This is a genomic window from Pseudoclavibacter helvolus, from assembly GCF_049707175.1.
GTDB classification, from domain to species: domain Bacteria; phylum Actinomycetota; class Actinomycetes; order Actinomycetales; family Microbacteriaceae; genus Pseudoclavibacter; species Pseudoclavibacter helvolus_A.
In genome coordinates, this window is sequence record NZ_JBNAFM010000008.1 from 66,739 (window position 1) to 91,930 (window position 25,192).

Consider the following 25,192-nt stretch of genomic DNA (forward strand, 5'->3'; position numbering starts at 1 on the left):
CGGGCGAGGCCGTGGTGGCGACTATTCGAGGCAGCTCGGGCCGAGGAGCGCCTTGAGCTCGCCGTAGAGATCTTGCGTGATGCGCACACGGTGTGGCAGCTCGAACCGGCGGATGACGCCCGGGGTTCGCAGACGGAGCCGCACCTCGCTCTCCCCCGCGTGCCTGCGCAACACCTTGCCGAGTTCGTCCACGACAGGCTCGGTCGCCCTGGTGTCCGGAATCGTCAGGGTCAGTGTGCCCGCATCTTCTGCCGCCGAGACCTTCGGCAGCGTGAGCCCCTGCGCGTGGAGATTCATCCCGTCGTCGCGCTTCGACACGCGTCCCTTGACTGCGACGATGACATCGCCCTGCAGCTGTGTCTGGAACTCCTGGTAGGTCTTGCCCATGAACATGACGGTCATGGTGCCCCCGAAGTCTTCGACCTCGATCATCCCGTAGGGGTTGCCGGAGTTGCGAGCGACGCGGTGCTGCACGCTCGTGATCAGGCCGGCGATCGTGACCTGGGAGCCGTCCTCGAGGTTCTCAGCCTGCGTGAGGTCGAGGATGCTCGTGGTGGCGAGCTTGGCGAGGTCGCGTTCGAGGCCTGCGAGCGGGTGGTCGGACACGTAGAGGCCGAGCATGTCGCGCTCGAAGGCGAGCTTGTCGCGGCGGTTGAACTCGGGACGGACGGGAACGTCGTCCTCCTCAGCCTCAAACTCGTCGAGGCCGGCGAAGAGGTCGACCTGCCCGTGCGCTTCGTTCCGCTTGCGCGAGACTGCGACGTCGATGGCGTTCTCGTGCACCTCGACCAGCGCTCTGCGGGTGTTCCCGAGCGAGTCAAACGCGCCGGCCTTGATGAGCGACTCCACGGTGCGTTTGTTCGCAACCGTCGTCGGCACCTTCTTGAGGAAGTCGTGGAACGACGTGAAGGCGCCCTTCGACTCGCGCGCCTTCTGGATCTCCTCGACCACGTTCGCGCCGACGTTGCGGACCGCGCCGAGCCCGAAGCGGATGTCCTCGCCCACGGCGGAGAAGTTCACGAACGACTCGTTCACGTCGGGTGCGAGGACCGTGATGCCCATGCGGCGGCATTCGTTGAGGTACATCGCGAGCTTGTCGCGCGAGTCGCCGACACTCGTAAGCAGCGCGGCCATGTACTCGGCCGGGTAGTGCGCCTTCAGGTACGCGGTCCAGTACGAGACGACGCCGTAGGCGGCCGAGTGGGCCTTGTTGAACGCGTAGTCCGAGAACGGCAGGAGGATGTCCCAGAGCATCTTCACTGCTTCATCGGAGAAGCCGTTGGCGTGCATGCCGCCCTGGAAGCCGGCGAACTGCTTGTCGAGCTCCGACTTCTTCTTCTTGCCCATGGCACGGCGCAGAATGTCGGCCTGACCGAGCGAGAAGCCTGCGACCTTCTGCGCGATGGCCATGACCTGCTCTTGATAGATGATCAGGCCGTAGCTCGTCGACAGGATCTCCTGGAGCGGCTCTTCGAGCTCCGGATGGATCGGCGTGATCTCCTGCTCGCCGTTCTTGCGCAGCGCGTAGTTGATGTGCGAGTTCGCGCCCATCGGTCCGGGCCGGTACAGGGCGATGACGGCGGAGATGTCCTCGAAGTTGTCGGGCTTGAGGAGGCGCAGCAACGAGCGCATCGGTCCACCGTCGAGCTGGAAGACGCCGAGTGTGTCACCGCGGGTAAGCAGCTCGTACGCGCCGACGTCGTCGAGCTCCAGGTCCTCCAGGACCAGGTCGATGTCGCGGTTGGCTTTGATGTTGACGAGCGCGTCGCTGACGATCGTGAGGTTGCGCAGCCCGAGGAAGTCCATCTTGATGAGCCCGAGGGACTCGCTCGCGGGGTAGTCGAACTGCGTGACGATCTGGCCGTCCTGCTCCCGCTTCATGATCGGGATGATGTCGATCAGGGGGTCGCTCGACATGATCACGCCGGCGGCGTGCACGCCCCACTGGCGCTTCAGGTTCTCCAGGCCGCTTGCGGTGTCGAACACCTTCTTGGCGTCGGGGTTGCTCTCGATGAAGGCCCGCATTTCTGCGGCCTCGGAGTAGCGCTTGTGCTCCTTGTCGAAGATGCCGCTGAGCGGGATGTCCTTGCCCATGACGGCGGGAGGCATCGCCTTCGTGAGCTGGTCGCCCATGGAGAACGGGTACCCGAGCACGCGGGACGCGTCTTTGAGCGCCTGCTTCGCCTTGATCGTGCCGTAGGTGACGATCTGCGCGACGCGCTCCGAACCGTACTTGTCGGTGACGTAGCGGATGACCTCGGACCTGCGACGATCGTCGAAGTCGACATCGAAGTCGGGCATCGAGACGCGGTCTGGGTTGAGGAAGCGCTCGAAGATGAGTCCGTGCCGGAGCGGGTCGAGGTCGGTGATGCCCATCGCGTACGCGGCCATCGAACCAGCACCGGATCCGCGACCGGGGCCGACGCGGATGCCGTTGTCCTTTGCCCAGTTGATGAAGTCGGCGACGACCAGGAAGTAGCCGGGGAAGCCCATCTGGTTGATGACGCCGATCTCGTAATCGGCCTGCCTGCGCACGTCGCTCGGAATGCCGGCGGGGTACCGCTTGGCGAGGCCCGCATCCACCTCCTTGACGAACCAGCTGCTCTCGGTTTCACCCTCCGGTACGGGGAAGCGCGGCATATAGTTCGCGTTCTCATCGAACTCGGCAGAGCAACGCTCCGCGATGAGGAGCGTGTTGTCGCACGCCTCGGGGTGGTCGCGGAAGATGGACCGCATCTCGGCTGCCGACTTGAGGTAGTAGCCGGTGCCGGAGAATTGGAAGCGGTTCGGGTCGTCCATCGTCGAACCGGACTGCACGCACAGGAGGGCAGAGTGGCTGTCGGCGTCGTGTGAGTGCGTGTAGTGGAGGTCGTTGGTCGCGACGAGCGGAAGGCCGAGGTCCTTCGCGAGCTTCAGCAGGTCCGGGATGACGCGCCGCTCGATGTCGATGCCGTGGTCCATGATCTCGCAGAAGTAGTTCTCTGCGCCGAAGATGTCGCGGAACTCGGCCGCCGCGGCCCTCGCCTCGTTGTACTGGCCGAGCCGGAGCCTCGTCTGCACCTCGCCGGAGGGGCACCCGGTGGTGGCGATGAGACCCTTCGAGTACGTGTTCAGCAGCTCGCGGTCCATGCGCGGCTTGAAGTAGTAGCCCTCCATGGATGCGCGGCTCGAGAGGCGGAAGAGGTTGTGCATGCCCTGCGTGGTCTCGCTGAGCATCGTGATGTGCGTGTACGCGCCCGAGCCGGACACGTCGTCGCCCCCACCGTTGCCCCACTTCACGCGCGTGCGGTCGCTGCGGTGCGTGCCGGGGGTCAGGTAGGCCTCGGTGCCGATGATCGGCTTGATGCCGTGCTCTTTCGCGGCCTTCGCGAACTCGTAGGCCCCGAACACGTTGCCGTGGTCGGTCATCGCGACGGCGGGCATCCCTTGTTCGACGGCTGCCTTCATGAGTTCGCCGATCCGGGCGGCCCCGTCGAGCATGGAGTACTCGCTGTGCACGTGCAGGTGGGCGAACGAATCAGCTGAAGGCAATTTCTCTCCGGGACGCAGGGTGGAACGGCGCACCCATCTTAGATCGGGTGACGGGTCCTCGGGCGCGACCGAGAGCTACAGCTCACCCTCGCGGAGCAGCTCGAAGGAGTGCGCAAGGTCGTCCGGGTACTCGGTCGTGTAGCGCACCGGCTCGCCAGTGCGGGGATGCGCGAAGCCGAGCTCCTTGGCGTGCAGCCACTGCCGCCGAAGCCCCAGCTTGCCGGCGAGCACCGGGTCGGATCCATAGAGGGGGTCGCCGATGCAGGGATGGCGCTGGGCAGCCATGTGCACGCGGATCTGGTGCGTGCGTCCGGTCTCGAGGTGCACCTCGAGGAGGGCTCCGCGCCGGAAGGCTTCCACGGTCTCGTAATGGGTGACCGAGGGCTTGCCATCGCTCGTTACTGCGAACTTCCAGGACGACCCAGGGTGGCGGCCGATCGGCGCGTCGATGGTTCCCGACAGTGGGTCTGGGTGTCCCTGCACGATCGCGTGGTACACCTTCTCGACCTCGCGGTCGTGGAAGGCCTTCTTGAGCTGTGCGTAGGCGAGCTCACTCTTGGCGACGACCATGAGACCGCTCGTGCCGGCGTCGAGGCGGTGGACGATCCCCTGACGCTCGGATTGTCCGGAGGTCGAGATCGTGAAGCCTGCGGCGGCGAGCGCGCCGAGCACGGTCGGTCCGTCCCAGCCGATGGATGGGTGCGCCGCGACGCCGACGGGCTTGTCGATGACCACGTAGTCGTCTTCATCGTGCACGATCTTGAGGTCGGGCACGGCGATCGGGACGACCTCGACCGGGCTGGACTGCTCCCACTCGACGGAGATGACGGCACCTGCCATCATCCGGTCGGACTTCCCGACCGCTTTGCCGTCGATGGTGATCCCACCGGCTGCCGCGATGTCGGCAACCTGCGTCCGACTGAGCCCGAGCAGCTTCGAGACTCCCGCGTCGACGCGGGCTCCCTCAAGTCCATCTGGGATGGGGATCGTTCTGGATTGCATCACGAGTCTTTCTTGACCTTTGGTCGCCGCTTGCCGTCGAATCCGATGTCGAACAGGGTGAGCAGCACAAAGGCAGACATCCCCACGACGATGCACATGTCGGCGACGTTGTAGATGGCCGGGAGCATCCACGGCGTGTAGATGAAGTCGATCACGTGCCCCGTGCCGAAACCGGGCTCGCGGAAGAGGCGGTCGTAGAGGTTGCCGAGTGCACCGCCGAGGACGAGGCCGAAGACGGCTGCCCAGAGCTTCGAGGCGAGGCGCCTGGCGACGACGATGATGACAATGACCATGACCGCGGAGACGGCGGTGAAGATCCAGGTCGATCCGGCGGCGAACGAGAACGCAGCTCCCGGATTCCGCACGAAGTGCCACTGCAGGAAGCCGCCGAGGACCTCGATGGTCTGACCCTCGGTCATGGATGCCACGACGACGGCCTTGGTGATCTGGTCGAGCGCAAACGCGCCGACGGCGACCGCGGCGAGCATCGCAAGAATGCGGATGCTCGGGCGCGATCGCCGTTCGGTGGTCTGCAGAGGTGTGTCCTCCACGTTCCGAGTGCTACTGGCCCGCTGGTGCGGAGCCCTCGAGGACGTCGCTCGCCTGACGGTTCAGGTCGTTGAGCTGGCCTTCGATGTAGGAGCGGAGGTTGTTGCGGTACTCGCGCTCGAAGATGCGGAGCTCTTCGATGCGTGCTTCGAGCTTGGTCTTGGCCTCTTCGAGGCGTCCGATCGTCTCGCGCTCCTTGGCCTCGGCCTCGGTGACGATCGTGCGTGCACGACCCTCGGACTCGACCGTGATCTCGCGGGCGCGCTTCTCGCTGTCGCCCTCGATCTGACGCGCGCGGGTCTCGGACTCGGCGATGATCTCGCGTGCGCGGGTCTCGCCAGTCGCGATGATCTCGTCGCGCTTGCGCGTTCCCTCTTCGACATGCTCGTCGTGAAGGCGACGTGCGAGGGCGATGAGCGAGCTGCTCGTCTCGGCCTCGTCCGCGCCCTGGGCGACGGCCGGGGCGGGGGCCGCGGGCTGAGCGAGCGGCGCGATGGGCTCGGGCTCCGGCTCGGGCTCTGGCGCTGCGGCGACCTCGACGATGGGCTCCTCGACCGGGGCGGGTCCGGCTGCAGCGGGCGCGCTGTTCGCGCGGGCCTCTGCCTCTTCGAGCTGCTGGCGAAGCTGCTCGTTCTCCCCCACGAGGCGGCGCATCTCTGCAACGACCTCGTCGAGGAAGTCATCGACCTCGTCCTGGTCGTACCCCTCGCGGAACTTGGTCTGCTGGAAGCGTTTGTTGATGACGTCCTCAGGAGTGAGTGCCATGTCGGCCACCTTTCGACTCTCTCTGCGATTGGTCTGTATCTGGAATGACACTCGGTCCTGAACTGCCTCGCTGGGCTTGCTTCAGGACTCTGGGTCTGAGTTGACAACATTACTGTTGCCCGAATGTGCGCGCAGAACGTTGCTGTGCTGCGCGGCACATAGGTCACATTACGGCACTTGGGTCCCGCGCGTCACATTCCTGGCGGGAAAGTCAACATTCGCCGCTGCGAAATGCGGGACAAGCCCCATCATCGGCCCTTTCGTGAGGTCGAGATCACAGGAGACGGACGAGATTCGAGGTGATGACGAGGGCAAACATGACGATGATCCACGCGAGGTCCAGCGCGATGTTGCCGATGCGGAGCGGAGGCACAACCTTGCGCACAGCGCGCAACGGCGGGTCGGTCAATGAGTACACACCCTCGCAGAGCACGAGCACGAAGCCCTTCGGCTTCCAGCGTGGAGCGAACATGCGCGCATAGTCGAGAATCAGCCTGCCCCACATCACCATGATGTAGAGGCCGATGATGAAGCCGAGGATCGCGCCGAGGATATTCATTCGTTTCCTGAGATGTTGTCGCGCAGACACGGCGACGGTGCACCCTCAGGATGCACCGTCTCACCGTTCGCGCGAAGGCGGGCCCGCCCCGCCGTACGGTGGGGCCTGGCGTGTCGGGGTCTACTGGAAGAACGAGGCTTCCTTCTCCGCCTCGAGCTTGCTCGACTCGCCGTGGACGGCGATGTGCTGAGGCGAGAGCAGGAAGACCCGGCTCGTCACGCGCTCGATCTTGCCATACAGGCCCTGGGAGAGGCCGCTCGCGAAGTCGATCAGACGCCGCGCCTCAGCCTCGTCCATCTCGGAAAGGTTCATGATGACGGGGACGCCATCGCGGAAGTTCTCGGCGATGACCTGTGCATCTTTGTTGTAGGCCTTCGGGTGGACCGTGAGGATCTCGTTCATTTCCGCCATCGCCGGGGTCGAAGTGTGCTTGGGAGCTTTGGTGATCGGAGTCACCGGCGCCGGCTTGGGGCGCTCGGTCACGACCGGAGAGAGCTGCGGCGAAGGCGCCGCCGCAGGCGACTGCCTCTGCTGCTGCTGCGACTGGGGCGTCTCATCGTGCAGGTTCTGCTCGTCTTCGTCAGCAAGGCCCAGGTAGACCATGGCGTTGCGCAGCGGGTTGGCCATTGTGCTCCTCCGTGTGTTCGGCGTGCATCCACGCTACGTCCGGTCGGGGCGCTTTCCCGTGATTGCCGCGCCGATCCTCAGGTGTGTCGCACCGTTTTCGATGGCTTCCCTGAAGTCGTTCGACATGCCCATGGAGAGCGAGGTCGCGGCTGGGGCCGCCGAGCGGATGCTCTGGCTCAGCTCCCGGAGCTTCGCGAACGACGCTCGTGGCTCGGCACCGAGCGGCGCGACGCACATGAGCCCCTGCAACGCGAGCGTTGGGGTGCTCAGCACGTGCTCGACGAGCGCGTCGAGATCCGCGGGTTGCACGCCACCTCTCGCCTCGTCCGGGGTCATGTTCACCTGCACGAAGACGGGAAGCGGAAGCTCACGATCGATCGTCGCCAGTGCGTCCACCAGGCCCTCCCGATCGATCGAGTGCACCGCATCCACGTATTGCGCGATCTGACGCGCCTTCTTCGTCTGGATCTGTCCGACGAAGTGCCACTCGAGCGCCCCTCGCCCTTCAAGCGCACGCGCCTTGTCTCTCGCCTCGGGGTGCCGGCTCTCCGCGAAGCGACGCATCCCGAGGTCCACGAGCCCCTCGACCAGCTCCGGACCGTGGAACTTGGTGACCGGGAGCAAGGTGATCTCGGCAGGGTCGCGACCGGCGACGGCACAGCTCTGTGCGACCTGCTTCTGAACCGCCGAGAGGCGCTCGGCCAGAATCGAATGATTCTGGCCGAGCGCCTCGCTCGCCATCTCTGGCATGTGTGCCCTACTTCAGGAAGTCCGGGACATCGAGGATGTCCTCGGAGTCGTCGTAGGCGGCCTCCGGCTCACGGCGCGGAGCGATCGTAGGCGCCTCCGCAGTCGACCAGGCAGGAGCCTGCGTCACGGGCACGGGAGCCTGGACGGGCTCGCGCTCGACGGGAGCCGACGGCACCGAGGCGACCGCGGCGGCAGCCGCCCCGAGCCCGATGGCGCCGGTGTTCGCCTGCTGAGCCGGCGCGGCTGCGACGGCTGGCGCCGACTGCTGCTCCTGGAGCGTCTTGGGCTCTCCCCCGGCAAAGCCCGCGGCGATGACGGTGACCCGCACCTCGTCGCCGAGCGTGTCGTCGATCACAGCACCGAAGATGATGTTGGCCTCCTGGTGGACGGCCTCCTGCACGAGCTTCGCGGCGTCGTTGATCTCGAAGATGCCGAGGTTCGACCCACCCTGGATGGAGAGCAGCACGCCGTGAGCGCCTTCGATGCTCGCCTCGAGAAGCGGCGATGCGACGGCCAGCTCGGCGGCCTTGATCGCGCGATCGGCGCCACGGGACGAACCGATGCCCATCAGCGCGGAACCTGCACCCTGCATCACCGACTTCACGTCGGCGAAGTCAAGGTTGATGAGGCCGGGAGTCGTGATGAGGTCGGTGATGCCCTGGACACCGGCGAGGAGCACCTGATCGGCCGTCGAGAACGCTTCGATCATGGAGATGCCGCGGTCGCTGATCTCAAGGAGGCGGTCGTTGGGGACGACGATGAGCGTGTCGACCTCTTCCTTCAGCGTCGCAACGCCCTGCTCGGCCTGCTGCATGCGGCGGCGGCCCTCGAAGCTGAACGGCTTCGTGACCACACCGATGGTGAGCGCGCCGATCGACTTCGCGATGCGGGCGACGACGGGGGCTCCACCGGTCCCCGTGCCACCACCCTCGCCAGCCGTGACGAAGACCATGTCGGCGCCAGCAAGCGCCTGCTCGATCTCTTCGGCGTGGTCCTCTGCCGCGCGGCGTCCGACCTCGGGGTCAGCGCCGGCGCCGAGACCGCGGGTCAGCTCACGACCCACGTCGAGCTTGACGTCGGCATCGCTCATGAGCAGTGCCTGCGCGTCGGTATTGATGGCGATGAACTCGACACCGCGAAGGCCGAGCTCGATCATGCGGTTGACTGCATTGACGCCGCCGCCGCCGATGCCGACGACCTTGATGACGGCGAGGTAGTTGTTGGTGTTCGACACGTGTCCGGCCCCTCGTTGGCGTGTGGTGTGGTTGGAGAACGGAGTGCACACCTCGACACGTCGCCGCTGGCGATGGTGTTCGAGCTTCAACCTCTACTTGAAGCTCAGAGGTATGCCTATTCCTGATTGCTTGCTTCGACGCTAGGTCGCGATCGTGGCCCGGTCGGTGCAGGACGAAGGTGTGTTGCGTTTTGCACGCCGAATGAGCCCGAGTCGCTTCAACCGGCACTTGAAGGTTTCTTAGTCGCAGCCCCGGCTGGGCGCGACTCAGCGCGTGACGGGGGTCTGCGGACTCGAGACGTCGTAGCTCGAAATGGACTGGTCAGCGGTCGCCTGGACCAGCGCGGCGAGAACTTGCGCCTTCCGATCGGACTCCTCCGCGCTCCCCCACACGACCTCGGCACCGCTGCGCATCGTGAGGCGGACATCGTCGATGCTCTTCGCGGTCACACTCGCCACCCCGGCGCGGAAGTCCGTCGGCAGCGCGAGCGACACCGACGCGGCAGACGCGAAGGCCTCCGACCCCACCCCCTGTCCCCCGAGCTCCAGCGTCGGGATGTCAGCGGCCGGCTCCGGTTGGGTCCACAGCACCACACCGGCCGCATCCATCACGTCGTAGCCCGCCGCACCGGCCAGGGTCCCAATCGGCGATCGCTCGACGATCGTCACGACCAGACGGCTCGGGGGCTCGACCCGAATCGAATAGCTCTGCACGAGCACGTACGACTGTAGGCGATGCTCGACGTCATCGTTGGTGACCAGCGCGAGCGGCTGCCCGTGCAGGTCGGCGAGCGAGGCATCCACCTGCGTCGTGTCAACCCGCTCGGCACCCGCGACCACGATCTCCCGGACCGACATGATCGGGCTGTAGACGGCGACTGCGACAAACGCGACCAATGCCGCAACCGCCGCACTCGCCCAGATGACTATGCGGCGGCGGCGGCGAGCGCGCCACGTGAATCGGCGCGCGTCGTCGCCGAGCACGCTCACGGCTTGCCTGACTCCTTCGTGCCGAGCGCCTCGAGGAGCTGCGGCACGATGAGGTTGACGTCGCCACAGCCGAAGGTGATGACGAAGTCGCCGTCCTTCGAGATCTCGGCGACGGTGTCGGCGGCGTCCTGCCAGTCGGGGCGATAGGCGACCTTGCTGCGGTCGACGAATGCCTCCTCGACGAGGGCTCCGGTGACCCCAGGGATCGGATCCTCCCGCGCACCGCAGACGTCGAGCACCACCGTCTCGTCCGCGAGGCGCTCGTAGACCTCGGCAAACACGTCGCTCATAGCCTGGGTGCGCGAGTAGAGGTGGGGCTGGTGCACCGCGATGAGGCGCCCGGAGCCGACGACGGTCCGTGCCGCTGAGAGCGCCGCCTCAACCTCGGCCGGGTGGTGCGCGTAGTCGTCGTAGACGCTGACCCCATTGACGGTGCCGTGGAGCTCGAAGCGGCGCTTCGTGCCGCCGAACGTCGAGAGCGCGTCGAGCACCGCGCCCGGCTCGAAGCCGAGCTGCACGAGGACAACAAAGGCCCCGGTCGCGTTGAGGGCGTTATGGATGCCGGGGACGCGTAGGCGAGCGGCATAGTCGACGCCCTGCCAGCTGACGGTGAAGCGCGTCTCGCCCCCCTCAGAGACGATCCCGGACACCCGAGCATCCGCGGACTCGGCCTGCCCGAACGTCAACACATGTCGGTGCGCGAGCTTCCCGGTCAGCTCGACCGCGAGCTCGTCATCGCTGGAGATGACGACGGCCTCGCTCGCCGCGTCGGCGAACTGCACGAACGCCGCCTCGAATGCCTCCACGGTTCCGTAGTGGTCGAGGTGGTCGTTATCCACATTCGTGATCAACGCGATCGCGGTGTCGTAGAACAGGAACGAGCCGTCGGATTCGTCGGCCTCGACCACGAACGCCTCGCCGTCGCCGACAGCAGAGCTGGTCCCGAGGGCCGAGATGACACCGCCGTTCACGAAACTGGGCCCTGCGTCGAGCGCGTCGAGCGCCGTCACGATCATGCCGGTCGAGGTGGTCTTGCCGTGCGCGCCCGCGACCGACACGAGTCGGCTCCCCCTGGTGAGCCAGACCAGCGCCTGCGAGCGGTGCAGGATGTTGAGTCCGCGCTCCTTGGCCAGGACGAGCTCCGGGTTGTCGGGCCAGAGCGCGCTTGTCACGACGACCGTGTCGGCGTCGCCGAGGTGCTCGGCCGCATGCCCGACCTCGACCCGAGCGCCACGGTCTCGCAGCTCCTTGGTCGCGTAGTTTTCGGTGCGGTCGCTGCCGGAGATCGTCAGGCCGCGGTCGAGCATCATGCGTGCGATGCCGCTCATGCCCGAACCGCCGATGCCGATGAAGTGCACGTTCCCGATTTCGTCGGGAATCTGCGCGGTGGCGTCTGGATTGATCATCTGTGCTCCTGGATTCGCTCGGTCTGCGAGCTGCGCGGCCCGTGCCGCGTCGATGGTCGAGGGTACTCCGCCTGCTTGACTCGGAGGCGTCAGCCGGTCCGAGCGTCCTCGATCGCCTGGTCGAGCAGGGCGACAACGCGTGCCGCACCGTCTCGCTGCGCCGAAGCGACGGTCGCCCGTTCCATCTGCTCCCGGCGGCCCTCATCGCGGGCGAGCGCGATCAGCTCGCGCGCGGCCCATTCCGGCGAGAAGTCTGCATCCGTGACGCGCAGGGCGCCGCCCGCCGCGAGGACCGAACGGATGTTGGTGGTCTGGTGGTCGCCGGTCGCCGCGGGGTACGGGATATACACGGCGGGCAGGCCGACGACCCCGAGCTCGCTCACGGTGGATGCGCCGGCGCGGGCGACGACGAGGTCTGCCGCAGCGAAGGCGAGGTCCATGCGGTCGCAGTACTCGAGCACGTGGTAGCCGTCGATCGGGTCGTGCTCGAACGTGGAGAGCCCGCCCACGAGGTGCAGGATCTGCCAGCCCTCGGCGATGAGCGCCGGGACGACCGCCTTGATGGTCTCGTTGACGCGACGAGCGCCCAGGGAACCGCCGGTCACGAGCAGCGTTCGCCGCGCGGGGTCGAGCCCGAAGAACGCGACGGCCTCGTCGCGTCGTGCCGCGCGATCAAGGTGTTCGATCTCGGCACGCAGCGGCATGCCGACGGTGACGGCGCCACGAAGCGGCGTGCCGTCGAAGGCGACGCCAACCCGCTTCGCCCAGCGCGCTCCGAGCCTGTTAGCCATGCCTGGCAGGGCGTTGGCTTCGTGCACGACGATCGGCACGCGGCCCCTCGCCGCCAGGTAGGCGGGCGCGGCTGCGTACCCGCCGAAGCCGGCGACCGCGTCAATCTCGTGCTCGTCGAGCATGCGGCGAACCGAGGCGACCGTCGCACGAAGACGCGGGAGGAAGGTGAGCACCTGCTTCCCGGGTCGGCGCGGGAACGGCAGCTTGGGGATGGTGAGGAGCTCGTAGCCGCGGGCGGGCACGAGACGCGACTCGAGGCCTTCCTTCGTGCCCAGCACGAGGATCTTTGACCCCGGATCCCGCTCACGGAGTGCATCCGCGACCGCGAGCAGCGGGTTGACGTGTCCGGCCGTGCCGCCTCCGGCGAGCAGGTAGTTGGTCACGTGCGGAACTCCGATCGCTTCGGGTTGCGGGCGATCGACAAGACTATGCCAATTGCGAAGAGCGTCGTGATGAGCGCCGACCCGCCGGACGAGACAAGCGGCAATGGAACGCCGAGAACGGGGAGGAAGCCGATGACGACGGCGATGTTCACGAAGGCCTGGAAGATGAGCCACGTGGTGACCGCACCAACGATTGTCTTCGCGGTCCAGTCTTCGGCTTCGTGGTAGATGCGCACGAGGACGATCGCCAGAAGCACGAACACCCCGATGACGACGAGCGCGCCGATGAGGCCGAGCTCCTCGCCAATGATGGCGAAGATGAAGTCGTTGTCGGCCTCGGGCAACCATGACCACTTCGCCTTCGAGTTGCCGAGCCCGGACCCGAAGAGCCCGCCGGCAGCCAGGGCGTAGAGCCCGTGCGCGCTTTGCCAGCCCCAGGTCTCGTAATCGACATCGCCGCCGAAGAAGTTCGTGATGCGAGCCATGCGGTTGTCGCTGAAGATCGACAGGAGCAGCGCCGCCCCGACGGCGACGACGCCGGCTAGCCAAAGGAACTTGGAGGCCACGCCGCCGAAGTAGAGCGCGCCGAGCACCAGGGCGCCGACCACGATCATGGTGCCGAGGTCCTTGCTCAGAGCCATGACTCCGAAGCTGAGGACGAGCACCGGGACGAGCGGCACCGCGACCTCCTTCGCGATGTGGAGCTTCCCCTGCTTGCGACCAAGGATGAGCCCAAGCCAGAGCACGAGCGCCACCTTGAGCGCTTCGGCTGGCTGCATCGTCGTGAAGCCGAGGTCGATCCAGGCCCTGTTGCCGTTGACGTCGACCCCGATGGGGGTGAACACCAGGCCTTGGAGGATGACCGCGCCGATCAGCGCCGGCCACGCGATGCGCTTCCAGAACCGGAGCGACATCCGCGACGCGAAGAGCATGAGTGGGATCCCGAGGGCGGCGAATGTCGCCTGGCTCACGAACCTTCCCGATACGGAGTTGCCTCCGGCGAACTCCTCGACCGAGGAGCTGGACAGCACCATGACAATGCCGAAAGCGACGAGGAACAGGGTGATGGACAGCAGGAGCACGAAGTTCCTGTTGACGCCGCGGATGCGCTTCCCGAGCGACACCATGACGGCGGTCGAGGACCCCTTGCGCGAGGCTCCGACGTTCGCCGCTCCGCTTCCTGAGCTTGGCCTAGTTGATGCTGGGGTCCGGGGAGCCTTCTGTCTCGGCATGCTGGCCCCCTTCAAGATGCGACGCGACGGCGAGCGCGAATCGCTGGCCGCGGTCGCTGTAGCTCACGAACTGATCCATGGAGGCTGCTGCCGGAGCGAGCAGCACGGTGTCGCCGTCCTGCGCGAGCCGTGCGGCTTCCGCCACGGCACGTCCCATGATGGAGTCAGTTTCGCTCACGTCGATCTCGATGAAGGTGACCTCGGGCGCGTGTTGCGCGAACGCGTCGGCGAGCTCGGAGCGCGAGACGCCGAGCGCCACGGCCCCGCGGAGTCGTCCTGCGTGCTTCGCGACGAGCGGCGCGATGTCGACGCCCTTGAGGAGTCCGCCGACCAGCCAGACCACGCTTCTGTGGGCCGCGAGCGATGCGTCCGCCGCGTGCACGTTCGTGGCCTTTGAGTCGTCGACCCAGAGCACCCCAGAGTGTTCGGCGACGATCTCGTGGCGATGCCGGTCGACCGAGAAGGTTGAGAGCGCCGTCGCGATCGCGGCAACCGGGACGCCGACCGCGCGGACGAGCGCGGCCGCCGCGAGGACATCTTCCACGAGGTGCTTCGAGGAGAGCCCGCGTGGGCGCAGCTCGTCGAGCGTGGTCAACTCGAGGGCGTTGCTGGCACGGTCGTCGAGGAAGGCGCGGTCGACGAGGATGCCGTCGACGACGCCGAAGTCGCTCGGCCCCGGGACGTCGGTCCCGAATCCGATCGCCCGACACCCCTCGACCACGTCGGCCGCTTCGACCAACTCGAGCGTGGCCTCGTCGCCCTTGTTGTAGATGCAGGCGATCTGGGCGCGTTCGTAGACCCTGCCCTTCGCGGCGCGGTAGGCGTCGGCGCCACCGTGCCAGTCGAGGTGGTCGTCCGCGATGTTGAGGACCACGGCGGCATGCGCCGACATGGAATGCAGGGCGTGCAGCTGGAAGCTCGAGAGTTCGACCACGAGCAGCTGGAACTCGGCGGGGTCACGGATGACGTCGAGGACCGGGACGCCGATGTTGCCGCACGGGGCCGTGCGGATACCGGCCGCCAGTCCCATGTGCGCCGCGAGCTGCGTCGTGGTGGTCTTCCCGTTCGTTCCGGTGACCGCCAGCCAGGGGGCGGGCTCCCCGAACTTGTCGCGAAGCCGCCAGGCGAGTTCCACGTCTCCCCAGATGGGCGCATCCATAGCCTCGGCGGCGACAATCAGCGGGTGACTCGGGGCGAAGCCGGGCGAGGCGATGACCAGGTCTGCGCGAAGGGCTTGGAGGGCCTCCACGGCGGCCTCATCGGCTTCGACGATGGTCACGGGGACGTCGAGCACCTCGAGGATGCGCTCGCGCTCGTCGTCGTGCGACTGGGCGATGACGTGAGGCTTGGCCCCGAGCTCGACGAGGGTGTCAGCGACCGAGAACCCGGTCTTCCCGAGCCCGAGCACCGCGACGTTGATGCCGTTCCAGTCGTCGTGCCAGCTCCGAAGCCGCTCCACGCGGCTGTCCGCGCCGTGGGGGGTCACGTCGTGACTCCCCACTCGGCATAGAAGAGCCCGATGCCGAGCGCTGCGCAGAGCCCGGCGATGATCCAGAACCTGACCACGACCGTCGTCTCCGCCCAGCCCTTGAGCTCGAAGTGGTGGTGGATGGGGCTCATGAGGAAGATTCGCCTGCCCTTGGTGAGCTTGAAGTAGATGCGCTGCACGATCACGGATCCGGTCGTCATGACGAAGAGACCACCGATGAGCACGAGGAGGAGCTCGGTGCGCGTGATGATGGCGAACGCCGCGATCGCGCCGCCGAGGCCGAGCGAGCCGGTGTCACCCATGAAGATCTGGGCTGGCGACGTGTTCCACCAGAGGAAGCCAATGAGCGCGCCAGCGATCCCAGCCGCGACGATGGCAACGTCGAGGGGCGCGTACGCGGTGTAGCACGCTGACTCGAGCGACTCCGCGAGCCGCTCGGTGCCACACGCCTGGTTGAACTGCCAGTAGGCGATGATGCCGTACGAGCCGACCGAGATGATCGATGCTCCGGTGGCGAGCCCGTCGAGACCATCTGTCACGTTGACGGCGTTGGAGGTCGCAGTCGTGATGACCACGATCCAGATGATCAGCGCGATCGTGCCCGCAACGGCCCCGAGCGCCATGAAGTCGATCGGCAGGTCGCGGATGAACGAGATGTGCGTCGAGAGCACGGGCACGTCGTCGGCGTTGCGGTACTGGAGCCCGACGACCGCGAAGAGGCCGGCGACCACGACCTGGCCGACGATCTTGGACCATCCGCCCAGCCCGAGCGACTGCTGCTTGCGGACCTTGAGGAAGTCGTCGATAAAGCCGATGACGCCGAGACCGACCATCATGCCGAGGATGAGCAGCCCCGCCGCCGTGACCTGGTCGCCGGTGGCGAGCGTCGCGACGAAGTACGCGATCACCGAGCCCACGATGAAGACGATGCCGCCCATCGTGGCCGTGCCCCGCTTGGAGTGGTGGGCCTCCGGCCCGTCCTCGCGGATGAACTGCCCCCACTCGAGTTTGTGGAAGAGTCGGATGAAGAGCGGCGTCATGAACAGCGTGAACGCCAGGCCGACGCTGCCGGCAATAAGGATCGCAATCACGCGAAGTGCCCCCTGAGGTGCTCGGCGAAACGGTCTCCAAGGTGTCGGAGGCCCGCTGAGTTCGAAGACTTGACGAGCACGAGGTCGCCAGCGCGCGTCTCGCGCACCAGCAGATCGAAAGCTTCATCCATCGACTCGACGAAGATGGACTCGCCGTCCCAGGAACCCTGGGCGATCGCCCCGAGGTGCAGGGCGCGCGCATCGCGGCCGACGACGATGAGCTGGTCGATGCCGAGGCGAACGGCGAGCAGCCCGAGGCGGTCGTGCTCCTCGACCGAGGCGTCGCCCAGCTCGCTCATCGCTCCCAGCACTGCGACGGTCCGCGATCCGGACGGCGCGATCTGAGCGATCGTCTTGAGGGCGGCGGCCATCGAGTCCGGGCTCGCGTTGTAGGCGTCGTTGATGAGGCTGACCTGACCGCTGTGCTGCAGCTCCATGCGCCACTGCTCAGCCCGCGTGACGCGCTGGAGGGCGTCGCGGATCTCGGTGGCTGGCACGCCCTGCGTGTGCGCCGCCGCAGCCGCGGCGAGCGCGTTGGTGACGTGGTGCTCGCCGATGACGCTGAAGCGCACGACGACGGGCTCTTGCCCGGGCAGGTGCAGCGTGAACTCGGTGCCATCGAGGCTCGTCGAGACATCGCTCGCGCGAACCTGTGCCCGCTCGCTCCGGCCGAACCAGAGCACATCCGCCTGCGTCTTGTCCGCCATGGTGGTGACCCTGCCGTCGTCGGCGTTGAGCACCGCGGTGTCTCCCGCGACGAGCCCCTGCACCATCTCGGTCTTGGAGGTCAGCGTCACCTCGATGCCGCCGAACTCCCCCGCGTGCGCGAGGCCGACGGTGAGCACGATGCCGACATCGGGCTTGGCCATCGCGATGAGCCTGCTGATCTCGCCCGGCGCGCTCGCGCCCATCTCGGCGATGAGGGTCTGCGTGCCCTCCGTGAGCTTGAGGAAGGTGAGGGGCGCGCCGACCTCGTTGTTGAAGCTGGCGACGGGGGCGACCGTCTCGCCTCGGGCGGCGAAGATCTCGCGAAGAAGGTTCTTGGTCGTCGTCTTGCCGTTGGAGCCGGTGACGGCGATCGTGACGAGCTCACCGAGGGCCTTCACGCGGCTGACCACCTCGGTCGCGAGTCGTCCGAGCGCGAGCACCGCGTCGTCGACGACGACCTGCGTGACCGGGAGGTCGAGGGCGCGCTCGACGATGAGGAGCGTCGCCCCGTTTTCGACGGCCTTGGGCGCGAAGAGGTGGCCGTCCGTGAACTCTCCGGGCTTGGCCACGAAGATGTCCCCCGGCCCGATCAGCCGAGAGTCGGTGTCGACGGTCCCGGCGAAGGTGGTCTCCAGGGTGTCGTCACCCGCCGGGAGGGCCTCTCCCCCGGTGATCTCAGCGATCTCACGAAGTCGGAGTTCGATCATCCGCTCACCACCCTGCTTCCCTGAGTGCCGCTCTGGCCTCGTCTCGTGCCGAATACTGGATCTTGCTGCCCGCGACCTCGGTGTAGCTCTCGTGGCCGGGGCCGGCAATGAGAATAGTGTCCTCTGGGCCCGCGAGTGAAACCGCCTTGCGGAGCCCAGCGCTCGCGTCGGCGATCTCGTAGAGCTCGCGGTCTGGGTAGCTCGCCTTCGCGCTCTCGACGAGTACCCGGCGAATCTCGTCCGGGTCCTCGGTGCGCGGGTTGTAATCGGTGATGATGACGACGTCGCTGCCTGCGGCGGCGACGCGGGCCATCTCCGGGCGCTTCGTCCGGTCGCGGTCGCCGTCGGCGCCGAAGACCATGAACAGGCGGCCGCTGGTCATCTCGCGGAGCGCCCCAAGGGTCTGCTCGAACGCGTCCGGGGTGTGCCCGTAGTCGACGTAGAGACGCGGACCTGTGTCGCCAGAGACGAGCTCGAGGCGCCCTGGCACAAACGCATCGATGCCGCCGTCGCGCTCCAGCACTTCCGCGATCTCGCCCAGGTCGTAGCCGGACTCGACGAGCATCGCGATCGCAAGGCCCGCGTTCGCGGCCGAGAACCAGCCAGGCATCGGGATGCTCGAGTGCAGCACTCGGTCGTCGGGGCCGGTGAGCGTGAAGCTCGTGCTGCCGCCGCTTGCCCCGGTGACGACAAGGTTCCAGTCGGCCTCGACGCCCGGCTTGGAGGAGATCGTCGTGACAGGGATACGGCTGTCTTCCACGACTCTCGCGCCCCACTCACTGTCGAGCGAGACCACGCCGCGTCGTGCGCGTTCCGGGGTGAAGAGCTTGAGCTTCTCGCCGAAGTAGGTCTCGAAGTCGGCGTAGTCGTCGAGATGATCGTGGGAGAGGTTGATGAACCCCACGACGTCGAACTCGATGCCGTCGACCCGATGCCGGGTCACGGCCTGCGCCGAGACCTCGATGCTCGCGGCGTGCACTCCGACTTCGCGCATCCGCGCAAGCAGGGCGTGCAGCTCGCTGGCCTCCGGCGTGGTCAGGCTCGCCTCGATGCGCTCTTCGCCGATGCGACGCTCGACGGTTGTGGTCAGGCCAGTGACGACGCCGAGCTGCAGCAGCAGACCGTCCAGGATGTACACGACCGACGTCTTGCCGTTGGTGCCGGTGACTCCGAAGAGTTTCGGCTGGTCAGGGTCTGTGCGGTAGATCCACGCGGAAACGTCACCGAGGGCCAGTCTGGGCTCCTCAGTCACGAGCACGGGGACCCCGAGCTCGCCCGCGAGCTCAGCCCCGGCAGCGTCGGTCAGGATCGCGACGGCGCCGGCTTCCTCCGCCTTGGCCGCGTAGCTCGCCCCGTGGACCCGCGCACCTGGCAGCCCCACGTAGAGATCGCCTGATTCGACGTCGAGCGAGGAGATGGAGACTCCGGTCACCTCGACCTGGTCGACGCCTTCCGGTGCGTCGAGACCGAAGTGCGCGCACAGCTCCGAGAGCGAGCGCGGCACGGGATGGGATGGACGGATGCTTGCTGCGGGCATGACTTCCTGTGCAGTAGTGCGGATCAGAACGTGGTCGGGATGCTCGGCCACGGGCTCGGCGAGGGTGCCACCCGGTTTGATTGGAGGACGTACGCCATGACATCGTGCCATGCGGGCGCGGTGGCCGCGCTGCCCCTCATCGTAGTTGGGTTCATGATCGAGACCGTCACGACGTACTTGGGGTCGTCGATCGGTGCGACGCCGGCCATCGAGGTCATGAAGCTGCCCTCGACGTAGCTGCCCTGTCCGTCAGAGACCTCGGCGGTGCCCGTCTTGATGCCGACCCGATAGCCGGGGATCGCGACCTGCTGTGCCAGACTGCCGCTCTGTGCGGTGGCCTCCAGGAGAGTGAGCGTGTCGGCCGCGGCCTGCGCGGAGACGACCTGTCGCGGCTCGCCGGCCTCGTTCGCGACGAAGCCGTCCTCGGTCTCACAGCCCTCGACGAGCTGCACGGGGAGCCGCTGCCCGCCGTTTGCGATCGTGGCGTAGGCGCTCGCCATCTGGGGCGCGGTGACCTGCAGGCCCTGGCCGAACATCGTGGCGTAGTTCGTCTGCGGGTCCCAGTCCTGCCACGGGTGCACGGTGCCCGACTCTTCGCCGAGAAAGTCGACCTCGGTGTCGGCGTTCAGGCCGAAGTCGAGCATGTAGTCGTAGCGCTCGCTCGCGCTCAGACGCTGGCCCATCATGGCGATGCCGATGTTCGACGAGCGCGTCATGATGCCCGCTGCGGTCCACCGCTCGTCGCCGTGCGCCCAGTCGTCGCCGAAGCTCACGTCGGTCTGCTCGAAGCGGCCGGGCACGGTGAACTGTTCGTCGGGCGTCGAGAGGCCCCGGTCGAAGACCATGGCGGCCGTGAGCGCCTTCATCGTTGAGCCGGGTTCGTACGGCGCCGTGAAGGCCCGCGAGCCGCGTGCCTCGGTTGCCGTGGCCCCTGGGTCGTTGGGGTCGACGGACGGGTAGTCCGCGACGGCGAGGATCTTGCCCGTGCCGACTTCCTCGACGACGATGTGTCCCCACTGCCCGCCCATGGCGGTGACCTGCTGGGCCAGGACCTGGAGGGCGTAGTACTGGAGGTCGGCGTCGACCGTGAGCTTGAGGGTGCCGCCCTGCTTGGCTTCGGTCAGCGTCACCTCGGTGCCCGGGATGCGCACGTTGTCGGCGCTGCGCTCGTAGGTCTCTTCGCCGTCGACGCCCGCGAGGCACTGGTTCTCGGAGAGCTCGAGCCCGGCGAGCGGCTCACCGTCGGCGCCGAGGAAGCCGGTCAGGTTGCCCGCGACCTGGCCGTTCGGGTAGACGCGTGCGGCCTCCCGCTTCGGGTAGATCCACGGGATCTCCAGCGCGCGCACCTTCTCGTACGCGGCGAGTTCGAGGCCTCTGCTGAGGTAGGCGAAGTTGCTCTCCGGGTCGATCGCGAGGGCCGCATCCACGACGCCGACCAGCTCAGCCTGCTGCTGTCCGGTGATCGCGGCGATCTCGCCGAGCGCCTGCTCCCTCGAGACTGTGGAGACCTTGCCGTCGTCGCCCTTCCGGTCGAACTCGTCGACGTTGGACGGCGCGACGGTGAGGTCGAAGCGGTCGGCGGAGTCGGCGAGGATTTCGCCGTTGCGGTCGACGATCGAGCCGCGCTCGCTGAAGATCGTGCTGGACACGCCGCGCTTCGACTCTGCGTCGGCGTTGATCGTGGACGCGGAGACGAGCTGCACATCGATGAGGCGCACCCCGAAGGCGACGAGCACCGCCGTCACCAGGATGATGACGAGGCCTGCCCTGCGCCTGGACACTTTCGGTGACACGGTGGTCCTCCCCTTCAGCCTTGCTCTCGGCGGATCTACCTCGTGGAGGGAGAGCGCAGCTCGGTCACCGACGGTACTTCAGGAGCAGCCGCAGGCTGCGCTGAAACTCCGTCCGCTCCCTGAGCGGGTGCTGGTGGCTGCGTCACCTCGTTGGTGACGAGCCCGGTGTTAATGGGGGCGGATGTTCCGGTCGAGCTGACCTCGGTCGCCAGCGACGCGGAGCCGACCTGCAGGAACGCCTGCGAGTCGGTCGGAACCATGCCGAGCTTCGTGGCCTCGACCGCGAGGTTCTGGGCCGACGACATAGCGCTCAGCTCCTCGAGCGCAGCCGACTCGGCTCGCTCGAGCTCAGTCTGAGACTGCTCGAGGGCGCTGACCTCGTAGGCGCCCTGGGAGATCACGATGCTGAGCGCCAGCTGTGTCACGAACACGACCGCGAGGATCGCGATCGAGACCATGACCGAGCGGAAGCTCCAGAGACTCCGAATGCGGGGGGCCTCGACGAGCCGCAGCCGCGGCGTCGTGCCCTGCTTCTTGGGAGCCGCCGTCTGGCGGCGTGGTGCGGCGGATCCTCGGAGGATGCTCGTTGCTGCCGTCATGCCCGTGGGCTCCTAACTCGTTCCACCGCGCGCAAGCGCACGGGCAGTGCTCGTGGGTTGGTTTCGCCTTCGTCGGCTCCGGCGCGCTCGGCTCCGCGCACGAGGCGCAGGAACTCCGGCTTGTGCTCGGGAAGCTCAACCGGCAGCCCGCTTGGGGCGGTCGACGTGGTCTTGGTCTCGAAGAGGCGCTTCACGAAGCGGTCCTCGAGCGACTGGTAGGACTCGACGACGACGCGGCCGCCGACGGCGACTCGGTCGAGGGCCTGCGGAAGCGCGCGCTCGAGGGCGCCGAGTTCGGCGTTCACCTCGATGCGCAGCGCCTGGAACACCCGCTTCGCGGGGTGCCCGGCGTCGCGCTTGGCGGCCGGCGTCGCCCGCTGGAGTACGTCGACCAGTTGACCCGTCGTGCGGATGGGCGCCTCGGCGCGCTCACGCACGATCCAGCTCGCGTAGCGCGGGGCTAGCTTCTCGTCGCCGTAGCGGTAGAAAAGTTGCTTGAGCTCTTCCTCGCCGTAGGTGGCGACGATCTCGGCGGCGGTCGTGCCCGTGGTCGCGTCCATGCGCATATCGAGCGGCGCATCCTGGCTGTACGAGAATCCACGGCTCGCCTCGTCGAGCTGGAGCGACGACACCCCGAGATCGAAGAGAACGGCGTCGACGGTGCCGACCCCGAGCTCATCGAGCGATGACTCGAACTGGTCGTAGACCGCGTGCACCAGCGACACTCGGTCACCGAAGCGCGCGAGTCTGCGGCCGGCGAGGCCGAGCGCTTCGGAGTCGCGGTCGAAGCCGATCAGGCGGGCGTTGGGGCAGCGGTCGAGGACCGCCTCGCTGTGACCGCCCATACCGAGGGTCGCGTCGACGTAGATGCTGCCCGGCGCCTGGAGTGCGGGCGCGAGGAGTTCGACGCAGCGCTCGAGCAGCACCGGCGTGTGGAGGGATGCGGGGTCGCGGTCACCGTCGAGCTGCGTGTTCTGGGTGTTGTCTGTCATGGCTGTCCGGGTTCCTCCCTGATCACTGATTCCCATCCGTTCTCTCGCCTCGCGGGGTGCGAGGGGAGCGAAGTGGAGATTCCTTCTGCCGCCGGGGAAGTGGCTTCAGATGGGGCTCCGCGGTGCTGCGGTGCTCTGCTGCGAGGGAAGGCGCATCAGAGCGGAACGGCTGAGAATCGGCGGTCAGGGTCAGAAGAGTCCCGGAATCACCTCCTCAGCGGTCTCGGAGAAGGCGGCCTCGTTGGCCTCCACGTAGGAGTTCCAGGCCTCGGCATCCCAGATCTCGGCACGGGTGCCTGCGCCGATGACCGCGAGTTCGCGATCGAGTCCGGCGTACTGCCGCAACTGCTGGGGAATGGTGACGCGGTTCTGCCGGTCGGGCGTCTCGGCGTGCGCCCCGGAGAGCAGGAGGCGCAGGTAGTCACGGGCCTGCTTGCTGGTGACGGGCGCTTGGCGGATGCGGTTGTGCAGCTCCTCGAACTCGCTGTTCGAGAAGACGTAGACACAGCGGTCCTGGCCGCGGGTCAGCACGACGCCCTCAGCGAGCTCGTCCCGGAACTTGGCCGGAAGGATGAGCCGCCCCTTCTCGTCGAGCTTGGGCGTGTACGTGCCGAGGAACATGCACGCCCCCCTCCAAGTCGCTGAATTCCCACAGACTCCACTTTACTCCACAACACACCACACTTCTACGAAAACACCACATCTGGCACCTGTGAATGTCAAAAGAGGCCAGTAAATTACTGGCCTCTGCCTGGTGGAGGGAAGTGGAGCCTTCATACCGCGAAAAGGGCACAAAAAAACGGGACCGGCCTGGTGGCCGGTCCCGAGGTGGTGTGGTGTGGGGCTGGGTGGAGGGAGGGTGGGCGCGGTGGAGCGCGCCTCGATCTACTCCCCTTGCTGGCGTTTGTCCCAGCGGTCGCCGAGCTTGTCCATGAACGATCCGTCTGACGAGTCGCCGCTCTTCGATGAGGGGCGACCTGTCGGCAAGGGATCGGACTGCGACGCGGAGCCCTTGGGGACCGCGAACGCGTAGACGACCCCAGCGAGCATCAGGACGAACCCGACGACACCGAGGACCGGGATGTTGGTGGCGACGCCGGCGACGACAACGCCGATGCCCACTGCGACGGAAAGAAACGCGACGACGACGGCTCGCGTGGTGACCGCAGCACCGCTTCTCGGCGATGTGGACACCACGTCCGCATCGTTCTGGTAGAAGCTGCGCTCCATCTCATCAAGCAACCGCTGCTCTTGCTCAGATAGTGCCATGTTGACCTCGTGCTCAAGGGGGCGATCGGAGCCCCGCTCCGAAGTATTGCGCCCATTGTAGGCGCGCGCACCTGGGTAGAGTGGTGTCGTGTCTGAGAGTTCTTCGCTGTCCTCCAAAGTCCAGCGTCGTCTGGACGCCACCATTGCCGAGAACCTGCGAGTCCTCGGGCCCATCGGGGTCGATGTGCCCGCCTTCCTCGAGCAGGCCGCCGCGTTCACGACCGGCGGCAAACGGCTCAGGGCTGCGTTCTGCTCGGCGGGGTTCAGCAGCGCAGAAGGCACTGCCGAACCAAGTGATGTGGTCGTGCTCGCGGCCGCGTCCATCGAGCTCTTCCACGCTGCCGCGCTGGTGCACGACGACATCATCGACCGCTCGGACACCCGACGCGGTGCCCCATCCACGCACCGTGCATTTGCGAGCCACCACCGCGACTCGGGCTGGGCAGGCGACGACGCACACTTCGGCCTCAGCGCCGCTATCCTCCTCGGCGATCTGCTGCTCGTCTGGAGCGACCAGCTCTTCGTCGAAGCGTGCGCGCTCGTCGCGCCCGAGAACGCCGTCCGCGCCAGGGCCGAGTTCAGCAAGATGCGCGGCGAGGTCACGGTGGGTCAGTACCTCGACCTCGTCGAGGAGGTCGCGTGGCCAGTGGTCCCAATTGAGGACCGCGCCTCTCGGGCGAAGACGATCGCCATCTCGAAGTCCGCAAGGTACAGCGTCGAGGAGCCGCTCGTGCTCGGGGCGCTGCTCGGCGGCGCATCCGACGATCTCGTCGCGCAGATCCGCGCCTTTGGCCTGCCGCTCGGCCTCGCCTTCCAGCTCCGAGACGACGTGCTTGGCGTCTTCGGGGACGAGGCGGTCACCGGAAAGCCGAGTGGCGACGACCTTCGCGAGGGCAAGCGCACGCTCATGATCGCTGCCGCGCAGGAGCTGGCCTCTCCAGAGGACTCCGCCCGCCTCGATGAGCTGCTCGGCGACCAGAGCGTGACCCACGCCGACATCCAGTGGATGCAGACGCTCATCACCGAGTCCGGCGGGCTACAGCGCACGGAGGACCTCATCAGCTCCTCGCTGGATGAAGCGCTCTCGGGTCTCAGGGAGCTCGAACTGGATTCGGCCTCGAGAAGCTTGCTCGAGCAGCTCGCCGAGCGGACCGCGCATCGCAAGCACTGAGCGATACGGGGCTCGA

Annotated in this window: 22 protein-coding genes; 1 reads left to right on the forward strand and 21 read right to left on the reverse strand. The window is 67.1% G+C overall.

The features are described from left to right. Positions 1–21: 21 nt before the first annotated feature. The 21 genes from dnaE to ACPYN9_RS08385 form a co-directional block, all read right to left on the reverse strand. Positions 22–3,531, reverse strand: coding sequence for a DNA polymerase III subunit alpha (gene dnaE / locus ACPYN9_RS08285; RefSeq protein WP_424465597.1), 3,510 nt, complete (start codon positions 3,529–3,531; stop codon positions 22–24). Positions 3,532–3,606: 75 nt separating this feature from the next. After that, positions 3,607–4,533 (reverse strand): RluA family pseudouridine synthase, encoded by a 927-nt coding sequence (locus tag ACPYN9_RS08290; protein ID WP_424465744.1) that lies wholly within the window; start codon positions 4,531–4,533, stop codon positions 3,607–3,609. Next, complete coding sequence (lspA, locus tag ACPYN9_RS08295) at positions 4,533–5,084, reverse strand: signal peptidase II (RefSeq protein WP_424465599.1); 552 nt, start codon at positions 5,082–5,084, stop codon at positions 4,533–4,535. The genes ACPYN9_RS08290 and lspA overlap by 1 nt, the downstream gene beginning before the upstream one ends. Positions 5,085–5,094: 10 nt before the next feature. Further along, positions 5,095–5,847, reverse strand: coding sequence for a DivIVA domain-containing protein (locus ACPYN9_RS08300; protein WP_424465601.1), 753 nt, complete (start codon positions 5,845–5,847; stop codon positions 5,095–5,097). Positions 5,848–6,121: 274 nt separating this feature from the next. Further along, entirely contained in the window at positions 6,122–6,406 is a 285-nt protein-coding gene (locus tag ACPYN9_RS08305) for a YggT family protein (RefSeq protein ID WP_104241146.1), read from the reverse strand. A 120-nt stretch (positions 6,407–6,526) separates the two neighbouring features. Beyond that, positions 6,527–7,033, reverse strand: a complete 507-nt coding sequence (locus ACPYN9_RS08310; RefSeq protein WP_424465602.1) for a cell division protein SepF — start codon at positions 7,031–7,033, stop codon at positions 6,527–6,529. A 33-nt stretch (positions 7,034–7,066) separates the two neighbouring features. Beyond that, positions 7,067–7,783 carry a YggS family pyridoxal phosphate-dependent enzyme gene (locus tag ACPYN9_RS08315; protein ID WP_424465604.1) on the reverse strand — a complete coding sequence of 239 codons (717 nt, stop codon included), beginning with the start codon at positions 7,781–7,783 and terminating at the stop codon, positions 7,067–7,069. Between the two features lie 7 nt (positions 7,784–7,790). After that, a complete protein-coding gene (gene ftsZ / locus ACPYN9_RS08320; protein ID WP_424465606.1) occupies positions 7,791–9,017 on the reverse strand; it encodes a cell division protein FtsZ in 1,227 nt (408 codons plus the stop codon). A 267-nt stretch (positions 9,018–9,284) separates the two neighbouring features. After that, entirely contained in the window at positions 9,285–10,007 is a 723-nt protein-coding gene (locus ACPYN9_RS08325; protein ID WP_424465608.1) for an FtsQ-type POTRA domain-containing protein, read from the reverse strand. Continuing rightward, positions 10,004–11,413 (reverse strand): UDP-N-acetylmuramate--L-alanine ligase, encoded by a 1,410-nt coding sequence (gene murC / locus ACPYN9_RS08330; protein ID WP_424465610.1) that lies wholly within the window; start codon positions 11,411–11,413, stop codon positions 10,004–10,006. Before murC ends, ACPYN9_RS08325 begins: the two co-directional genes overlap by 4 nt. Positions 11,414–11,502: 89 nt before the next feature. Further along, positions 11,503–12,588 (reverse strand): undecaprenyldiphospho-muramoylpentapeptide beta-N-acetylglucosaminyltransferase, encoded by a 1,086-nt coding sequence (gene murG / locus ACPYN9_RS08335; RefSeq protein WP_424465612.1) that lies wholly within the window; start codon positions 12,586–12,588, stop codon positions 11,503–11,505. Further along, entirely contained in the window at positions 12,585–13,820 is a 1,236-nt protein-coding gene (gene ftsW / locus ACPYN9_RS08340; protein ID WP_424465613.1) for a putative lipid II flippase FtsW, read from the reverse strand. The genes murG and ftsW overlap by 4 nt, the downstream gene beginning before the upstream one ends. Next, positions 13,780–15,306 carry a UDP-N-acetylmuramoyl-L-alanine--D-glutamate ligase gene (gene murD / locus ACPYN9_RS08345; RefSeq protein WP_424465615.1) on the reverse strand — a complete coding sequence of 509 codons (1,527 nt, stop codon included), beginning with the start codon at positions 15,304–15,306 and terminating at the stop codon, positions 13,780–13,782. Before murD ends, ftsW begins: the two co-directional genes overlap by 41 nt. Then, entirely contained in the window at positions 15,303–16,400 is a 1,098-nt protein-coding gene (gene mraY, locus ACPYN9_RS08350) for a phospho-N-acetylmuramoyl-pentapeptide-transferase (protein ID WP_424465617.1), read from the reverse strand. The genes murD and mraY overlap by 4 nt, the downstream gene beginning before the upstream one ends. Further along, complete coding sequence (locus ACPYN9_RS08355; protein WP_424465618.1) at positions 16,397–17,815, reverse strand: UDP-N-acetylmuramoyl-tripeptide--D-alanyl-D-alanine ligase; 1,419 nt, start codon at positions 17,813–17,815, stop codon at positions 16,397–16,399. The genes mraY and ACPYN9_RS08355 overlap by 4 nt, the downstream gene beginning before the upstream one ends. Positions 17,816–17,819: 4 nt before the next feature. Then, on the reverse strand, positions 17,820–19,352 hold the full coding sequence (locus ACPYN9_RS08360; protein WP_424465620.1) for a Mur ligase family protein: 1,533 nt from the start codon (positions 19,350–19,352) through the stop codon (positions 17,820–17,822). 23 nt (positions 19,353–19,375) lie between these two features. Beyond that, positions 19,376–21,145, reverse strand: coding sequence for a peptidoglycan D,D-transpeptidase FtsI family protein (locus ACPYN9_RS08365; protein WP_424465622.1), 1,770 nt, complete (start codon positions 21,143–21,145; stop codon positions 19,376–19,378). Between the two features lie 35 nt (positions 21,146–21,180). Further along, positions 21,181–21,744, reverse strand: coding sequence for a hypothetical protein (locus ACPYN9_RS08370; protein WP_424465623.1), 564 nt, complete (start codon positions 21,742–21,744; stop codon positions 21,181–21,183). Further along, a complete protein-coding gene (gene rsmH / locus ACPYN9_RS08375; protein ID WP_424465625.1) occupies positions 21,741–22,736 on the reverse strand; it encodes a 16S rRNA (cytosine(1402)-N(4))-methyltransferase RsmH in 996 nt (331 codons plus the stop codon). The genes ACPYN9_RS08370 and rsmH overlap by 4 nt, the downstream gene beginning before the upstream one ends. A 189-nt stretch (positions 22,737–22,925) precedes the next feature. Beyond that, positions 22,926–23,357 carry a division/cell wall cluster transcriptional repressor MraZ gene (gene mraZ / locus ACPYN9_RS08380; RefSeq protein ID WP_424465627.1) on the reverse strand — a complete coding sequence of 144 codons (432 nt, stop codon included), beginning with the start codon at positions 23,355–23,357 and terminating at the stop codon, positions 22,926–22,928. 264 nt (positions 23,358–23,621) lie between these two features. After that, positions 23,622–24,005 carry a DUF3040 domain-containing protein gene (locus ACPYN9_RS08385; protein ID WP_424465628.1) on the reverse strand — a complete coding sequence of 128 codons (384 nt, stop codon included), beginning with the start codon at positions 24,003–24,005 and terminating at the stop codon, positions 23,622–23,624. An 88-nt stretch (positions 24,006–24,093) separates the two neighbouring features. Between ACPYN9_RS08385 and ACPYN9_RS08390 the strand changes: the two genes are divergently transcribed. Next, a complete protein-coding gene (locus tag ACPYN9_RS08390) occupies positions 24,094–25,176 on the forward strand; it encodes a polyprenyl synthetase family protein (RefSeq protein WP_424465630.1) in 1,083 nt (360 codons plus the stop codon). Positions 25,177–25,192: the final 16 nt, after the last annotated feature.

Coding starts and splice junctions, on each gene's coding strand:
- ftsW (WP_424465613.1), bottom strand. CDS start 13,820: ATGCCGAGACAGAAGGCTCCCCGGACCCCAGCATCAACTAGGCCAAGC.
- ACPYN9_RS08360 (WP_424465620.1), bottom strand. CDS start 19,352: ATGCCCGCAGCAAGCATCCGTCCATCCCATCCCGTGCCGCGCTCGCTC.
- ACPYN9_RS08385 (WP_424465628.1), bottom strand. CDS start 24,005: ATGGCACTATCTGAGCAAGAGCAGCGGTTGCTTGATGAGATGGAGCGC.
- ACPYN9_RS08300 (WP_424465601.1), bottom strand. CDS start 5,847: ATGGCACTCACTCCTGAGGACGTCATCAACAAACGCTTCCAGCAGACC.
- ACPYN9_RS08355 (WP_424465618.1), bottom strand. CDS start 17,815: ATGATCGAACTCCGACTTCGTGAGATCGCTGAGATCACCGGGGGAGAG.
- mraZ (WP_424465627.1), bottom strand. CDS start 23,357: ATGTTCCTCGGCACGTACACGCCCAAGCTCGACGAGAAGGGGCGGCTC.
- ACPYN9_RS08370 (WP_424465623.1), bottom strand. CDS start 21,744: ATGACGGCAGCAACGAGCATCCTCCGAGGATCCGCCGCACCACGCCGC.
- ACPYN9_RS08305 (WP_104241146.1), bottom strand. CDS start 6,406: ATGAATATCCTCGGCGCGATCCTCGGCTTCATCATCGGCCTCTACATC.
- ACPYN9_RS08290 (WP_424465744.1), bottom strand. CDS start 4,533: ATGCAATCCAGAACGATCCCCATCCCAGATGGACTTGAGGGAGCCCGC.
- rsmH (WP_424465625.1), bottom strand. CDS start 22,736: ATGACAGACAACACCCAGAACACGCAGCTCGACGGTGACCGCGACCCC.
- ACPYN9_RS08315 (WP_424465604.1), bottom strand. CDS start 7,783: ATGCCAGAGATGGCGAGCGAGGCGCTCGGCCAGAATCATTCGATTCTG.
- murC (WP_424465610.1), bottom strand. CDS start 11,413: ATGATCAATCCAGACGCCACCGCGCAGATTCCCGACGAAATCGGGAAC.
- ACPYN9_RS08310 (WP_424465602.1), bottom strand. CDS start 7,033: ATGGCCAACCCGCTGCGCAACGCCATGGTCTACCTGGGCCTTGCTGAC.